15 protein-coding genes are annotated in these 15047 nt (G+C 48.5%); 13 read left to right on the top strand and 2 right to left on the bottom strand.

Annotated elements, in window-relative coordinates; translation table 11 throughout:
* Positions 1-153: 153 nt before the first annotated feature.
* From ACCC71_RS12180 to ACCC71_RS12160, 5 genes are read left to right on the top strand one after another with little or no spacing between them, the layout of a single operon-like run.
* On the top strand, positions 154-1125 hold the full coding sequence (locus ACCC71_RS12180) for a DUF1385 domain-containing protein (protein WP_434309895.1): 972 nt from the start codon (positions 154-156) through the stop codon (positions 1123-1125).
* On the top strand, positions 1122-1961 hold the full coding sequence (gene prmC / locus ACCC71_RS12175) for a peptide chain release factor N(5)-glutamine methyltransferase (protein ID WP_434309894.1): 840 nt from the start codon (positions 1122-1124) through the stop codon (positions 1959-1961). The genes ACCC71_RS12180 and prmC overlap by 4 nt, the downstream gene beginning before the upstream one ends.
* Positions 1955-3028 (top strand): peptide chain release factor 1, encoded by a 1074-nt coding sequence (gene prfA / locus ACCC71_RS12170; protein WP_434309893.1) that lies wholly within the window; start codon positions 1955-1957, stop codon positions 3026-3028. The genes prmC and prfA overlap by 7 nt, the downstream gene beginning before the upstream one ends.
* 13 nt (positions 3029-3041) lie before the next feature.
* The gene (locus ACCC71_RS12165; RefSeq protein WP_434309892.1) at positions 3042-3332 is read left to right on the top strand and encodes a hypothetical protein; all 291 of its coding nucleotides are present in this window, start codon (positions 3042-3044) and stop codon (positions 3330-3332) included.
* The gene (locus tag ACCC71_RS12160) at positions 3316-3795 is read left to right on the top strand and encodes a VanZ family protein (RefSeq protein ID WP_434309891.1); all 480 of its coding nucleotides are present in this window, start codon (positions 3316-3318) and stop codon (positions 3793-3795) included. The genes ACCC71_RS12165 and ACCC71_RS12160 overlap by 17 nt, the downstream gene beginning before the upstream one ends.
* Before the next feature lie 106 nt (positions 3796-3901).
* Here ACCC71_RS12160 and argS read toward each other — a convergent pair whose 3' ends face one another.
* A complete protein-coding gene (gene argS, locus ACCC71_RS12155; protein WP_434309890.1) occupies positions 3902-5671 on the bottom strand; it encodes an arginine--tRNA ligase in 1770 nt (589 codons plus the stop codon).
* Positions 5672-5876: 205 nt separating this feature from the next.
* Between argS and ACCC71_RS12150 the strand changes: the two genes are divergently transcribed.
* From ACCC71_RS12150 to uraA, 4 genes are all read left to right on the top strand, one after another.
* A complete protein-coding gene (locus tag ACCC71_RS12150) occupies positions 5877-6056 on the top strand; it encodes a hypothetical protein (RefSeq protein WP_434309889.1) in 180 nt (59 codons plus the stop codon).
* 126 nt (positions 6057-6182) lie between these two features.
* Positions 6183-7667, top strand: a complete 1485-nt coding sequence (locus tag ACCC71_RS12145; RefSeq protein WP_434309888.1) for an LTA synthase family protein — start codon at positions 6183-6185, stop codon at positions 7665-7667.
* 110 nt (positions 7668-7777) lie between these two features.
* Entirely contained in the window at positions 7778-8845 is a 1068-nt protein-coding gene (locus tag ACCC71_RS12140; RefSeq protein WP_434309887.1) for an acyltransferase, read from the top strand.
* 47 nt (positions 8846-8892) lie between these two features.
* Positions 8893-10140: a uracil permease gene (gene uraA / locus ACCC71_RS12135; protein ID WP_434309886.1), complete on the top strand. Its 1248-nt coding sequence runs from the start codon at positions 8893-8895 to the stop codon at positions 10138-10140.
* A gap of 139 nt (positions 10141-10279) precedes the next feature.
* Here uraA and ACCC71_RS12130 read toward each other — a convergent pair whose 3' ends face one another.
* The gene (locus ACCC71_RS12130; protein ID WP_434309885.1) at positions 10280-11176 is read right to left on the bottom strand and encodes a YitT family protein; all 897 of its coding nucleotides are present in this window, start codon (positions 11174-11176) and stop codon (positions 10280-10282) included.
* Between the two features lie 143 nt (positions 11177-11319).
* Here ACCC71_RS12130 and ACCC71_RS12125 point away from each other — a divergent pair, with 143 nt between their 5' ends.
* From ACCC71_RS12125 to ACCC71_RS12110, 4 genes are all read left to right on the top strand, one after another.
* A complete protein-coding gene (locus ACCC71_RS12125) occupies positions 11320-11859 on the top strand; it encodes a DUF2284 domain-containing protein (RefSeq protein WP_434309884.1) in 540 nt (179 codons plus the stop codon).
* A gap of 226 nt (positions 11860-12085) precedes the next feature.
* Positions 12086-12559: a hypothetical protein gene (locus ACCC71_RS12120; protein WP_434309883.1), complete on the top strand. Its 474-nt coding sequence runs from the start codon at positions 12086-12088 to the stop codon at positions 12557-12559.
* Entirely contained in the window at positions 12535-13326 is a 792-nt protein-coding gene (locus tag ACCC71_RS12115; protein WP_434309882.1) for a hypothetical protein, read from the top strand. Before ACCC71_RS12120 ends, ACCC71_RS12115 begins: the two co-directional genes overlap by 25 nt.
* Positions 13327-13328: 2 nt before the next feature.
* Positions 13329-15035: a VWA domain-containing protein gene (locus tag ACCC71_RS12110; protein WP_434309881.1), complete on the top strand. Its 1707-nt coding sequence runs from the start codon at positions 13329-13331 to the stop codon at positions 15033-15035.
* Positions 15036-15047: the final 12 nt, after the last annotated feature.

The following is a 15047-nucleotide window of genomic DNA, read 5'->3' as shown; positions in this document are numbered from 1 at the left end:
TCAGCCTTTTTTATTCACTAGGAAATTTCCTAGTGAATAAAAGTGCTCCGCTAAGGATGCACACGAGCGCGAAAGGAAGATGTTGCCGATGGCGGCCGCGCTCGGCGCGAGAATTTCGCCAAGCGAAATTCTTTCTTATTAGGAGGGTGAAGGATGAAATCATCCGGAATTGGCGGCCAGGCTGTGTTAGAAGGCATCATGATGAAAAATGGCGCTAAATATGCTGTGGCTGTGCGGAAGCCAGACCAAGAAATTGCACTGGATATTCAGGAATATCCGGGGATGACAAAGGGACGCCGGTGGATGGAAGTCCCTTTTTTAAGAGGGATTTTTCGTTTTGTGGACTCTCTGGTTCTGGGCATGAAATGTTTGACTTTTTCCGCCAGTTTCTATGAGGAGGAAGAAGAAACAAGTGAGGGAAAGAAGTCTTTCCTGGAACGTCATCTATCGGCGGAGCAGCTGGACAAGCTGATGATGACCATCGCGGTGGTGGCGGCAATTGCTCTGTCCATTGGTATCTTCATGGTGCTGCCGGTGGCTGTGGCAAATTTGTTCCGTCGTTGGACGGCCTCCCCTTTTCTGATCGCTTTGTTGGAAGGGGTGATCCGCATGGCGATTTTTATTGCCTATGTGGCGTTGATTGCGCTGATGAAAGACATCAAACGGACGTATATGTACCATGGTGCGGAGCACAAGTGCATCAATTGTATCGAGCATGGATTGCCGTTAACCGTAGAAAACGTGAGGAAAAGTTCCAAGGAGCATAAACGCTGCGGGACTAGTTTTCTTTTGCTGGTGATGCTGATCAGTATTCTGGTGTTTATGTTTATCCGTATCGATCATATTGGGCTGCGGATGTTAAGCCGTGTTTTGCTGGTTCCCTTTATCGCGGGAGCGGCTTATGAGTTTATCCGCTTAGCCGGAAGCAGTGAAAACTGTATTGTCAATATCCTAAGCCGTCCAGGGCTCTGGCTGCAGGGGCTGACCACCAAGGAGCCGGAGGATGATATGATCGAGGTGGCTATAAAAGCTGTGGAGGCTGTTTTTGACTGGAAAGAGTATGAGGAGAGGGAATTTGGCTTGACATTTCCAGAAGATTCTCTGGCTGCAGAGGCAAAGCCGTGACTTGCCGGGAATGGGTCGCATGGGGCGCGGCGGTTCTGCAGAAGGCCGGAGTGCCGGATGCCGAGTGGGATGCCTTTTCTTTGTGGGAAGCGGCGTCAGGGATGGATCGCGGGCGCTATCTGTTGATGGCGCAGGAAGAGCCAGAGCCGTGTTTTGTTTCTGTTTATAAAGAAATGCTTGCAAAAAGGGAAAAACGGATTCCTCTTCAGCATATCTTGGGAAGAACAGAGTTTATGGGATTGTCTTTTCGAGTCAGCCCGGATGTTTTGATTCCTCGGATGGATACGGAGATCTTAGCGGAGCGTGTGTTAAAGGATTATCCGAATGGACGAGGACTCCGTCTGCTGGATATGTGCACGGGTTCTGGGTGCCTGGCGGTTAGCTTGTCCGTTTTGGGGCATTTTCAGGTGGCGGCGTCCGACTTGTCGGCGGCGGCTTTGGCGGTGGCGAAACAAAATGCAAGCGACCATGGGTGCGATATTGCCTTTTATGAAGGGGATTTATTTCAGGCTCTTCCGGAACAAAAGTTTGATTTAATCGTCTCCAATCCTCCTTATATTCCTGGCGGGGAGATGGACGATTTGATGCCGGAAGTGCGTGATTTTGATCCGCGTATGGCCCTTGATGGTGGAGCGGATGGGCTGTATTTTTACCGGAGGCTGGCAGAGGAAGGAAAATCCTATCTGGTATCCGGTGGAAAAATTTACTGGGAGATCGGCTGGAATCAAGCGGAAGCAGTGAGGGGTATTTTAGAGGAACAAGGCTACCGCTGCTTAGAGGTGATTCCGGATTTGGCCGGAAAAGATAGAGTAGTAACAGGAGAATGGACATGTTAGATCGATTAGAGGATATTCTGGTTCACTATGAGGAACTTCAGGCCGAGCTTTCCACGCCGGACGTTACCTCGGACCCGAAGCGGTTTCGGAAACTGATGAAGGAACAAAATGATCTTTCGCCGTTGGTGGAGGCATATCAGAGCTATAAAAAAGCCAAGCAGGACGTGGAAGACAGCCTGGCAATCCTGGAGGAAGAAAAAGACGAGGAGATGCGGGAGCTGGCAAAAGAAGAGCTGGCGGAAGCAAAGAGCCAGATAGAAAAATTGGAGCAGGAGATCCGTATCCTGCTTTTGCCCAAAGACCCCAATGACGATAAGAATGTAATTATGGAAATCCGCGCAGGAGCCGGAGGCGACGAGGCGGCTTTGTTTTCTGCAGAGCTTTATCGGATGTACAGCCGTTTTGCGGAGCGGAACCGATGGAAAGTGGAATTGATCAGCGTCAATGAAAATGGCATCGGAGGATTTAAAGAGGCGGTTTTCATGATCAGCGGTCAGGGAGCCTATTCCAAGCTGAAATATGAGAGCGGCGTACACCGGGTACAGCGAGTGCCGGAGACAGAGAGCGGCGGACGTATCCATACCTCTACCAGCACGGTGGCGGTGATGCCGGAGGCGGAAGAAGTGGATGTGGAAATCGATATGAACGACTGCAAATTTGATGTGTTCCGCGCTTCTGGAAACGGCGGCCAGTGCGTCAACACGACGGACTCGGCCGTTCGTCTGACCCACCTTCCGACTGGCATCGTGATTTCCTGTCAGGATGAAAAGTCTCAGTTAAAAAATAAGGATAAGGCGCTAAAAGTTTTGCGCTCCCGTCTGCTTGATTTGGAGCGCCAGAAAAAGCAGGATGCCGAGGCGGCGGAACGGCGCAGCCAGATCGGTACCGGAGACCGTTCCGAGAAGATCCGCACATATAATTTCCCTCAGGGGCGGGTGACGGAACACCGGATTAAACTGACCCTTTATAAGATCGACGCCGTGATGGACGGGGAATTGTTTGAAATCATGGACAGTTTGATTGCGGCGGATCAGGCGGCAAAATTGTCCAGTATGCAGCAAAACTAGAGGGAGTATAGATATGGCACAGTTTTTGGAAATAACCATGCTCATTTGTTTTGGGTGTTCCTGGCCGTTTAACATCGTAAAATCCATACGTTCCCGCACGGCAAAGGGCCGCAGCGTCGGATTTATGTATATGATTATGTTGGGCTATCTCTGTGGCATCGCGTCCAAATTTGCCGCTGGCAATGTGACTTATGTAGTAGCTTTCTATGTTCTGGATCTGATCCTGGTTTCCATTGATTGTACCTTATATTGGAGGAACCGTCGGTTGGATGCGCAAGCGGAGAGAAATGAGAAGAAAAAATAGGCAGATGTTCCACTGGATTTTGTGGGCGGTATTTGTGTGTTATCTGCTTGTTCTGGTGGATTTGATTGTTTTTAAGCATGGTGGGGCTAGAACGCGGGAGATTTTGGCTCATTGGAGTCTGGATGCGGTCCGAACCCATGCAGAGACGGCAAATTTCATCCCTTTTCGGATGATCCGTCTGTATTTAAAGCATTGGAATAAAATTCCGGATATTGCTTTTGCCAATCTGGTATATAATGTAACTGCATTTTTCCCTTTTGGCGTCTTAGTACCCATGCTGCGCAGGGGCCGCAAGTATCTATTGCCAACATTTTTTGGCGCAGGTTTCTTTTCCCTATTTTTGGAGACGACGCAGCTGTTTTCTCTTTTAGGAGAATTTGACGTGGACGATATCCTACTCAATACATTGGGAGCGGTGATTGGCATGGTCGGATATGCGGCGGTAAAAAAACTTTGGAATTAGCACATCTTTCCATATGAGAATGGAAGGTAAGGGTGGAATATGAGAGAAGAATAAAGTGGGAGGACTCCTTAGAAATGAGGAATCCTCCCACTTTACGCCATAGATCTTACATCTTTTCCGGCGCTTCAAATCCTAAAAGATCAATACAGTCTGCAAGAACGGTTAAGGAAGCGGACAGCAAAGCGATCCAGCCCTTTTGCTTCTCGCCATCCTCTTCTCCTAAGATCTTGGTTTCATGATAAAATTTGTTGAAGGCGTTGGAGACTTCATAAATATACTGGCACAGCCGATGGGGAGCAATCTCAGCGCAGGCTGCGGCAATTACATCATTGGCGCGGGATAACAAAAGCTGGAGCTCTTTCTCACTGCTGCTTTTGGCGTCGCTCAGCGCCTTTGGAAGCTCTGCATTTCCCGACGCAGCCCGATATTTCCCCAGGATGGATTTGATTCGGACCATGGTGTAGAGAATATAAGGGCCGGTATTACCTTCAAAGGAGGTAAAGCGGTCGACATCAAAGACATAGTCTTTGGTCGCCTGATTTGACAGGTCTCCGTACTTTAAAGCGGCCAAGCCGATGATTTGGGAAATTTCGTGGGCGTCTTCCTCGGAAATCTCTCGGTTTTCCATGATTCTGGCGTAAACAGCCTCATTGATATCGCGGATCAGATGTTCCAGGCGCATGACCCCGCCTTCTCTTGTCTTAAACGGTTTCCCATCTTTGCCGTTCATGGTGCCGAAGCCAAGGAAGGTCAATTTGGTTTCCGGGCGAATGATGCTCGCCTTTCGGGCGGTGCGGAAAACTTGCGTAAAGTGCATGTCTTGACGCTTGTCCACCACATAGAGGACTTCGTCCGGATGATACAGTTTTTCCCGCTCCACCAGAGTGGCCAGGTCTGTGGTGGCATAGAGGGAAGCGCCGTCTGATTTCTGAACGATGCACGGAGGAATCTCCTTGGTATCCGTATCCTCTTTGACATCGACCACCAGCGCGCCCTGGCTCTCATAGAGCAGGCCGTCTTGTTTCATCTTCTCGATCATATCCGGGATGTAGGGCTGCGCGTCGCTTTCTCCTTTCCAGATATCAAAATCCACCTTTAAGCGCGCATAGTTTTTCTTTAAATCTGCGATGGATACCGCTAAAATGTGGCGGAAAATAGCCTGATAGCCGGGATTTCCTTTTTGAAGCTTTACTGTAGCGTCATGGGCGGCTTTGGCAAAAGTTTCATCCTGTTTCGCCTTCGCGCTGGCGGTAGGATAGATTTCCTCCAAATCAGAAATCGTAAAAGGCGGATCCGATGGATAATCACCGGTGAAGGCTTCGTCAAAGTAAGGAAGTTCCGGGTGACGGCTTCTGGTTTCTTCTATGATAAGGCCCATCTGAAGGCCCCAGTCTCCCAGATGCACGTCGCCAATTACCTGATATCCATTGTAACGATAGATTCGCTTTAAACTTTCTCCAATGATAGCCGCGCGCAAATGGCCCACATGCAAGGGCTTGGCCACGTTGGGGCCGCCGTAATCAATGATGACGCTCTTGTCTGCGCCGATAGGCTCGCAGCCCAGACGCTCTTCCTGCATCATCCGGTTTAAATAGCCGGCCAGGTAATTGCCGGAAAGTTTTAAATTTAAAAAGCCGGGAGCTGCCGCGGCAGCGTCGAGAAACATGGGATGATTCTGCAGCTTCTCTGCGACGTCGGACGCAATCTGAATGGGCGCTTTGTGGTAAGTCTTGGCGGCCGCCAATGCTCCGTTACACTGATATTCGCATAAATCCGGGCGGTTGGACAGGCTGACCTTGGCAAAGCGAGATTCGTAGCCGCAGGCCTCAAACGCTTCTTCCATCGCCGCCGTAATTTGTTCTAAAATGGTTTTCATAAATCCTCCAGAGCTGGTATTCCGTTGACAATAGCGTCCTTATCAACGGAAGGTACGTGTTTTCTATATATCATGCCTCTATTCGACCGGATATAAACTATGAACCAGTGTATTACAAAAAAAAAGAAAAAGCAAGTCTTTCTCTTCTTGTAATTTTATGTATAATAATAGGGAGGGAAAATTCCCGGTATCAGGGGGAAGACGTATGATTCGAGTATTTATCTGCCCGAAGTGTGGAAAAGTGCGGGTGGTGTCGAAATATTTAAAAGCCAGTTGTTACGAGTGCGGCAGGCCGATGGTGGTCTGCCATACGCCTTATGTGGAGTGGGTGGAACTGGATGAGGCGCAGCGGGAGCAGATTCGGGAGCGGTATACGGAAACGTAAGGGCGGGAATTTTGTCGCAAAAAGGAATCTCCGGTTGCGATTCCCTGGTGTTTTGTGATATACTAATTCTTGTTTTGGAGTAAGCTCCAACAAAGATAAGACAGCACAGCTAAAAACGGGGGCGCAATGAAAGATAAAAAGAAGAAGATTTTGGCAGCGATCTGCTTTTTGTTTACGCTTTTGGGAGTGATTGCCGTCGCCTCGGCGATATTTGTCAATCATTATTATAACGAACCGACATTTGAACAGATCATTTTTCAGATCACCAGTCCGATGGACGGAATGTCTTCATCTTATGTTCTGCAGGTTTTATTCCATTGTCTGTTTATTCCACTGGTTCTTGTGGGCGGTTTATCTGTGGCCATCGGAATTTTAATCAAACGGGAGATATGGAAAAATGCATTCCGTTTTTGGGGAATGCCGCTTCTGGCGCTGATTGTTTTGATCGGCGGATTTTGGTATGCCGTTGACCAGCTGGGGGTCGTAGAATACATCCGTTATCAGTCGGAAGAGTCCTATGTGATTGAAGAAAATTTTGTCGACCCGAATTCGATTGCGATTACCTTTCCAGAGAAAAAGAAAAATCTGATCTATGTTTTTCTGGAATCGATGGAAACGACATATCAATCCAAAGAAAAGGGCGGAGCTTTTGATTTTAACTGCATTCCGGAATTGACAAAGCTGGCGGAGGAAAACGTGAGTTTCTCCGCGGTGGACGGGGGAGGGTACCGGCCTTGCTACGGAACCGGCTGGACCATTGCCTCCATGGTCTGCCAGACAAGTGGACTTCCCTTTTTGATCCCAGTAGAGGCAAATTCCATGGGGTTGTATGAACGGTTTATGCCTGCAGTCACCAGTATCGGAGAGATCTTGGAGGAAAACGGGTATCGGAATGTATTTATGTCTGGCGCCTCCGCCGGATTTGGCGGGACGAGCAACTGGTTTACCCAACATGGCAACTATGAGATCTGTGATTATGACTGGGCCATAGCAGAAGGAAAAATTCCGGAGGATTACTATGTTTTTTGGGGGATGGAGGATGCCAAGCTCTTTGCTTTCGCGAAGGAGAAACTTTTGCAGCTGGCGGAAGAGGAGCAGCCGTTCAACCTGACTATGGCGACCATGGATACCCACTTCGAGGACGGCTATGTGTGTGATCTGTGCCGGGATGAGTTCGGTAAAAACCAGTACGCAAATGTGATGGCGTGTTCCAGCCGTCAGCTGGCCGAATTTGTCGAATGGGTTCAGGCTCAGGAATTCGGGAAGGATACGATGATCGTTCTGGTGGGGGATCATCTAACCATGGACAGCGATTTTTGCAATGGCGTGCCGGAGGGGTACTGCCGCTGTGCTTACGATGTTTTTATCAATCCTTCTGTTTTGCCGGCGATAGAAGGGAATCGCAGCTGCACGACGCTGGATTTGATGGCTACTACCCTGGGAGGACTGGGAGCAACGATCGAGGGAAACCGGGTTGGCCTGGGGGTTAATCTGTTTTCGGAAGAAGAGACGCTGCTGGAAAAGATGGGAAGCAGTTTGCCGCCGTTGGATGCGGAGCTGGCTAAAAAGTCTTCGTTCTATCAGGAGCGCTTCCTGTATTCGGAAGATTAGGCGAGAAGGGAATAAGGGCTGCAGAAGTTTTGTCTCGGAATGGATGCTGGGAAGGCGCTTTTCCGGATAAAAGTTTCTGGCAGCCTTTTTTGACAAAGGGGGGGAGCAAAATGAACAAAAGAGAACGGAATGTTAATATTGATTTAACAAAATGTATGGCGGTTCTGGGAGTTCTTTCCGTACATTTTTTTCTGAACAATCAGTTTTATAATACTCCGGTACAGGGGGAGCGGATGTATCTGATGATGGCGATGCGTACGGCATGTATGGTTTGCGTACCGCTTTTTTTGATAACGACCGGGTATCTGATGGCGGAAAAAAGCTTAAGTTTGCGGTATTATAAGGGCATTCTCCATTCTTTATTTTTTTATCTGGCGGCCAGCCTTTGCTGTATGGTATATGCCTCGCGGCATGGTACGTCGTATACCTGGCATACGGCGATACAGGACTTGCTGGATTTTACCGGCGCGCCCTACGCTTGGTATGTAGAAATGTATATCGGCCTGTTTCTTCTGATTCCCTTTTTGAACTTGATTTACCGGAATCTGGCCGGCAAGCGTCAGAAACAGATTCTTATTTTAACACTGTTTGTTCTGACCAGCCTGAGCAGCCTGATCAATATCTCCAGTTACTTTGTCACCACGTACTGGCTGCACTGCTACCCTTGGATGTATTATTTTATCGGCTGCTATCTCAGGGAGTACCCGCTCCGTCTGAAGAAAAAGCACCTTGTATTGGCTGCCTATGTGATCTGGATTGTGCTCTGCGCTGCCTTTAACATCTATCGAAGCGGAGGCGGAAAATATGAGTGGGGGATGTATGCGGACTGGTATGGATTTGAAAATGTAATCTCTACGATTCTTTTGTTTATCTGGCTGCAGAGTCTCTCCCTGGAACGGCTGCCCGCTATCTTGAAAAAGGGTATGGCGTGCGTATCTCGGCTTTCTCTTGGGATTTATCTGTTGTCCTGGATTTTTGATCAGCAATTTTATCCTATTTTAAATGAAAGAGTACCGATGATGACCGGTCGGCTGCCGTACTTTTTGGTGATTGTGCCGGCGGTATTTGTCTGCTCGTTTTTGGGCGCGTGGCTCTTAGATGGACTCTACCGCGTTTGCCAATTTTTCTTTGGGAAGATTTTTCAGAAAATCCGCATTGTCAGGGGAGAAAAGATGTGATACACTAACTTTTGGTAATATTCGACAAGAGAAAGGGAGGTAACACATTGGAAAGACGCACGATTCAAATCGAGGAAAAAGTTCCTGCAAAACTGTTGATTCCGCTTAGCATCCAGCATATGTTTGCGATGTTCGGAGCTTCCGTGCTGGTACCGTTTCTGTTCCAGATCAACCCGGCGATTGTCCTGTTGATGAATGGTGTGGGAACGCTGCTGTTCATTCTGATCACAAAGGGCAAGGCGCCTGCTTATCTGGGGTCCAGTTTTGCTTTCATTGCCCCGGCGACGCTGGTGATCGGAAAGTTTGGATACCAATACGCGCTGGGAGGATTTGTGGTTCTGGGCGTATGCGGTATGATCATTGCTCTCATTATCTATAAATGCGGCACCAAATGGATTGACATTGTGCTTCCGCCGGCGGCCATGGGACCAGTCGTTGCTTTGATTGGCCTGGAACTGGCCGGAAGCGCGGCGAGCAACGCAGGGCTATTGGATGCGCAGATCGAGATTCGCAATGTGATCGTTTTTCTGGTTACGCTGGGCGTCGCCGTCTTAGGGCAGGTGCTGTTTCGCGGATTCCTTTCGGTCATTCCGATTTTGATCGCGATTGTCGCCGGATATGTGGCGGCTGCGTGCTGTGGAATCTTGGATTTTACCGAAGTGCAGGCGGCTTCCTTTTTTGCCCTTCCGAATTTCCAGGCCCCGAAGTTTCACATGGAGGCGATTCTTACGATCCTGCCGGCCTTGCTATTAGTTACCTCTGAACATATTGGGCATCAGGTTGTGACGAGTAAAATCGTAGGAAAAGATTTGCTGAAAGAACCGGGACTGCATCGCACCATTTTTGCGGACTGCTTTTCTACCGCTCTGTCGGGCTGCGTAGGCGCGGTTCCCACCACGACCTACGGTGAGAACATCGGCGTGATGGCGATTACCAAAGTCTACAGCGTACAGGTCATCGGAGGCGCGGCAATCCTTTCCATTTGCGCTTCCTGCCTTGGAAAGCTGGCTGCTTTGATCAGTACGATTCCTGGTCCGGTCATCGGAGGAATTTCTTTCCTGCTATACGGAATGATTGGAACTTCCGGCCTTCGGATTCTGGTAGATTCCCAGGTAGACTATGGAAAGTCGAGGAATCTGACTTTGACTTCTGTGATCTTCATTACGGGCCTTTCGGGTATTACGTTAAAGCTCGGAAATGTAGAGCTAAAAGGAATGGTTTTGGCCTGCGTGGTCGGAATGCTGATGAGCTTGGCCTTTTATGTATTGGACAAGCTGCATTGGACCAATGACTGAGGAGATAAAAGCAGTTGTTTGATGGCAGTTTAGAAAAAGAGTTCTGTAAAGATTACATATGAGTACGAAGGGACAAAGGGCTCCGCACAGCGGAACTCTTTGTCCCTTGTTTTCTTTCTTTAATTCGAATAAAATGGGGTTAGACGTTGATGTGATCTTCGGGCTGCGGTAATGGTTGGTCAGAGGGATGATGGCGATACTCTTTTGTTAGCGAAAAGCCATGTCCTTTTACCTCTTTTACCTGGCTGATGATAAGAAATGCCTCCGGATCAACCGTTAGAACCAGGCGGTTCAGGCGGACGAGTTCCCGATTTGACATGACCGTCAAGACCAGTGGCTGATTTTTCCGCAGATAGCCGGTATTTGCCTGGATTAAGGTAGAACCACGGTTTAGATCTTTTAAGATCAGTTGGTTGATTTCATCATAAGCCTGACTGATAATCTCTACTTTGATCTGGCCAGTTCCGATCACTAGAACCTTATCCAGAGTGATGGAATAAATCAGGACGAGCAGAATTCCGTAAAGGATCTGTTCTTTATCAGAAAAGGAGGCCTGAAGTAAAAGGATCGCAATATCAAAGGCATAGAGGGAGATGGAAACAGGAATCCCCAGTTTTTTCTTTAAGATCAGAGGCGGTATGTCCATGCCGCCGGTGGAGGCGCCGGTTCGAATGACGATGCCGAGGGCGAAGCCCATCAGCAAGCCTCCGCAGATGGTGGATAACATCCGGTCGCTGGTCAGTTCAAAAGATAAACCGCTGTTTTGCAGAACTTCCAGAATAAATGGATAATAAAAGGTACTCACCAATGTGGTAAGGGCAAAGCCACGTCCTAAGACAAATGTGCCCAGTAGAAACATGATCAGATTGAAAACAAAAAGAAACAGGGAGAGCGGCAGATCAAAATAGTGATTGACGGCGATGGCCAGTCCGGTGGCACCGCCGGTGATCATTCCTCCCGGAAGGAGAAAGAGGACAACCGCTAAGGCGACCAGCGTATTTCCGGCAAGGACTAGGAGGAGGCTTTTTACTTTCATAGGAATGACTCCTTTCTCGTTCCACATTCTTTATTAGGGTAGTGTGTCCGGAATTTTGACGAATTAGTAAAATCGAACACGGAGTTTTGAGGTACTGTATCAGTTCCAAAATAGAGCGGAATATGGATAAAACGGAGGATGAAATGGAACAACAGGTTTTGATTCAAATGGCGTTGGACGCAGGTTTTCTTCATGCTAAAGTGACGGACCGGGAGAACTTGGTCTTTGACCCAACGCTTCGCCGTTACTGTGAGGAAAACACTTGCGGGAATTTCGGGGTGAATTATGCCTGCCCGCCGGACTGCGGCACTCCGGCGGAGATGGAGGCGCGGGTACAAAAATATCGGAAAGCATTGGTACTCCAAACGATCCAGCCAGTGGAATCTGTCATGGACCCGGCGCAGACCAAAGAAGCACGCCGGGTGCATAATCAGATTTCACGTTCTCTCGTGGAACAGCTCCAAAAAGCAGGCGTGGAAGGGCTTCCCGTGATGGCGGGACCGTGCTCTCTTTGCAAGGTATGCGCGAAGATTCAGGGAGAACCCTGCCGGGTACCGGAAAAAATTGCTTCCTGTCTGTCGGCTTACTGTATCGATGCGTACCGTATGGCGCAGGCCTGTGGGCTTGCGTATTGGTGCGGAGAGAACCGGGTGGCGTTTTTCAGTATTTACTTTTTTAATTGAAGGCGCTTTTTTATCATTATATCATGCGGTTTTATAAAAACAATGTTCAAGGAAATGTTGTTTGCGTGTATTACAAAAAAAGGATAAGTGTTTTGCTGAGAATTCCTTTTATTGCAATTTCAGACAGAAGTGAACGGATGAGTGGAACGGCGGTGATCTTCTCTATCCTTGTTGACATACGGAAATCCTACAGTATAATTAAAATGGAGTACATTTATTAAAAGATATGAGTATAAGAAAATGCCAGCAGCAGGCCGCGGTTTTTACAGATGAGCTGCTAAACATCAGCGAAGATATCGAAGAATATGTGATTGCGGTATATGGGACAATTTCTCAGGAGATGTTTGATATGCAGTGCCGCGTTCAGTTGGAGCGCTGCAAGCGATTGGCGGAGAAGCTGCAAAAGCTCCAGGAAGAGCTGGAGTATGAGAAGCCGGCGTATGCCGGGGAGAGCCATTTTTTTGAGCCAGCGGAAGCAGAGCGGCAGAAAAGTGCTGCGATAACGCTGCAAATGATCGCTCAGAACCGTATCGTCTTGGGACAGAAAGAAAATCTTTTAAAGGAGTTTTTGACTCATTCGGATTTGGTGGGGGAGCAGGTGAAAAATTCGAAGGAAATGAGTGATATGGCCGAGATTATCCGGCTGCAGGATACGTTGAGAGGAGAACTGGATCGATGCCAGACAGAAAAAGAAAAGTAAAACTCATCTATGTTGTACTTGCCGTGGGCATATCTGGCCTGGCATGCCTTTTTTTATACCTTAGCAGGCACAGTCTGATCATCAATTATGGGATTCGATTTTTCCGTAATCTGCGGAATGGAGTTTTTGCCGTAAGCGCTATTGTCAGCCTTATTGCGATCGGTTTATATATAGCAGATTGGATCCGGCAGCAAAGATGGCAGAAGGACAGAGCGGCGGCGTTGGCGCAAGATCAGGAGAAACTTCAGGAAAGCCAGAAGGAGAAGGACAAGCACAAAGAGGTTTTGTCGGTTTCGAAAAAGATGGATTCGCAGAAGGTTCGAGAGCTATTGGAAGAATATGCCGCGCAAAAATGGAGTTCTCTTTCGCAGCCATTGATGCAGATCAAGATGCAGCTGGATATGATGGACGAGCATCAGGAGAAGTTATCGCACCTGCTGGATGCCAATGGAGCGGACGCTCTGGCAAATACCGAGGATATTTTAGACCGGGTGGAACAGTATCTCTGTAAGAATGTCCGGAAGGTGTTAAACTATATGGATGTGGCGGATTCCGACGAGGCGAAGGATGTTCAATTGGTCCAGGACAAGCTGCAGATCTGTCATGAAGAGGGGCAGAAACAGCTTCAACAGGTCCAGGAGTTTCTCTTTGCGCTGGCGGAATTTCTGAATAAGCAAGGGGAAGATGACAATAGCATGGAAATGCTGGATATCTATAAATCTACGATTTTATCTTCGATTGAGGATGACTGGAGAAAGGAAAAGTGACGATGAAAAAACGCAAGAAGAAAGGCTCGCTCTATACCTATTTATCGATTTTTATTCTGGCGGGCGTCCTGGCGACGGCTTGCCTAAGCTGCGGGGACGACGCTGTCAGAACCGAGCGGAATAAAAACGCGCTCAGCTATGAGGATGCCGAAACGGAAATGGACTCTATGCTGAAAAAAATTAAGGTTTCCCAAGTGACAAAACCAGTTTTGGACATTTATTCGGATGAAGTTTCCGAGGCGGATGCGTTGGCGGATATCTCTACTTTCCCCATCACCGTTACAGGAAACGGCGATATCAATCTGGAAATCGCTGCCGCGACGGAACTATCGGCGGAAGCCCCGGATGATTGGATGAATATTGTGGCGCAGAATTTTAATAAGGCCGGATATATGCTTGGCGACAAAAAGGTTACGGTTTCCGTAAGGAAGATTACTTCCGGCGAGGTTGTCACCTATATGAAGGCCGGCGTTTATCAGCCTCAACTTTTTGTTCCGTCCAACGATGCCTGGGGGAAGATGCTCCAATCGTCCGGTATCGGGACGATTGCTCTTACGGACCGTATCGCGGGAAATACGGCGGGCATCCTGATCAAAAAGGAAGCCTATGATTCTTTCGTGGACAAATACAAGGAACCTACGCTGTCCAACGTTCTGGACGCTACGCTGGCGGGAGATCTGACCTTTGCCTACACGAACCCTTATACGTCCAGTACGGGCCTGAATATCTTAACGGCGATGCTGAAAGCCTTTGATGATACGAACCCGTTGTCCAGCACGGCTCAGGAAAAACTTTTGGAATACCAAAAGTCCTCTCCGCCCGTGGCTTATACCACAGCAGTGCTTCGCAATCAGGCTTCCAAGGGCGTGATCAACGCAATGGTGATGGAAGAGCAGGCTTATATCAATACGCCGGAGCTGGCGGATTATGTCTATATTCCCGCGGGTATCCGCCATGACCATCCGGTCTATACCTTTGACTACTGTTCCGAGGAAGAAAAGAACGCGGCCAAGCTGTTTGTGGACTATTGCCTGTCGGAGGACAGCCAAAAGCTTGCGACAGAGAAGGGATTCAACCGCCATGATGAGTATGTTTCTCAGGAACCTGGATTGGATGGCACCGGTTATCTGACAGCCCAGAAGGTCTGGAAGCAGAATAAAAACGGCGGTAAGCCGATTATTGCCGTTTTTGTTGCCGATATCTCCGGTTCGATGAGCGGAGAACCACTCAATTCTTTGAAATCGTCCCTGATCAACGCGTCCTCCTACATCGGTTCGGAACACTATGTTGGCTTGGTCAGTTATTCCAGCGACGTTACGATCAATCTGCCCATTGGACAGTTTGACGCGACCCAAAAGGCTTATTTTTCCGGGGAGGTCAAGAACCTGTCGGACGGCGGCAGTACGGCTACTTACGATGCGGTTTTGGTGGCGTTGCATATGCTTGCCGAAAAGGCGAAGGAGGTTCCTGACGCAAAGCTGATGCTGTTTGTTTTGTCGGATGGAGAGCAAAACGGGGGCTACAGCCTGGATCGTGTGACGCCTATCGTGGAGGGAATGCAGGTACCCGTCTATACGATCGGCTATAATTACAGTGATAAAAACGGAGAACTGAAGGAATTATCGGATATCAATGAGGCGGCAGCGTTAAACGCTACCAGCGACGATATTGCCAATCAGCTCCGAAATTTGTTTAATGTGACGGTGTAAGGAACGGTTTCT

This window comes from Hominifimenecus sp. rT4P-3, from assembly GCF_051055405.1.
Lineage (GTDB): Bacteria > Bacillota > Clostridia > Lachnospirales > Lachnospiraceae > Pseudolachnospira.
Note: the sequence above shows the minus strand (reverse complement) of the source record. Positions and strands in the feature narration are given on the sequence as shown.

Excerpts from the sequence above, each read along its gene's own strand:
- ACCC71_RS12140 (WP_434309887.1), top strand. The coding sequence starts at position 7,778 with ATGAACAAAAGAGAACGGAATGTTAATATTGATTTAACAAAATGTATG.
- ACCC71_RS12145 (WP_434309888.1), top strand. The coding sequence starts at position 6,183 with ATGAAAGATAAAAAGAAGAAGATTTTGGCAGCGATCTGCTTTTTGTTT.
- ACCC71_RS12150 (WP_434309889.1), top strand. The coding sequence starts at position 5,877 with ATGATTCGAGTATTTATCTGCCCGAAGTGTGGAAAAGTGCGGGTGGTG.
- ACCC71_RS12165 (WP_434309892.1), top strand. The coding sequence starts at position 3,042 with ATGGCACAGTTTTTGGAAATAACCATGCTCATTTGTTTTGGGTGTTCC.
- ACCC71_RS12130 (WP_434309885.1), bottom strand. The coding sequence starts at position 11,176 with ATGAAAGTAAAAAGCCTCCTCCTAGTCCTTGCCGGAAATACGCTGGTC.
- ACCC71_RS12160 (WP_434309891.1), top strand. The coding sequence starts at position 3,316 with ATGAGAAGAAAAAATAGGCAGATGTTCCACTGGATTTTGTGGGCGGTA.
- prfA (WP_434309893.1), top strand. The coding sequence starts at position 1,955 with ATGTTAGATCGATTAGAGGATATTCTGGTTCACTATGAGGAACTTCAG.
- ACCC71_RS12110 (WP_434309881.1), top strand. The coding sequence starts at position 13,329 with ATGAAAAAACGCAAGAAGAAAGGCTCGCTCTATACCTATTTATCGATT.
- ACCC71_RS12120 (WP_434309883.1), top strand. The coding sequence starts at position 12,086 with ATGAGTATAAGAAAATGCCAGCAGCAGGCCGCGGTTTTTACAGATGAG.
- ACCC71_RS12115 (WP_434309882.1), top strand. The coding sequence starts at position 12,535 with ATGCCAGACAGAAAAAGAAAAGTAAAACTCATCTATGTTGTACTTGCC.
- argS (WP_434309890.1), bottom strand. The coding sequence starts at position 5,671 with ATGAAAACCATTTTAGAACAAATTACGGCGGCGATGGAAGAAGCGTTT.
- ACCC71_RS12180 (WP_434309895.1), top strand. The coding sequence starts at position 154 with ATGAAATCATCCGGAATTGGCGGCCAGGCTGTGTTAGAAGGCATCATG.
- ACCC71_RS12125 (WP_434309884.1), top strand. The coding sequence starts at position 11,320 with ATGGAACAACAGGTTTTGATTCAAATGGCGTTGGACGCAGGTTTTCTT.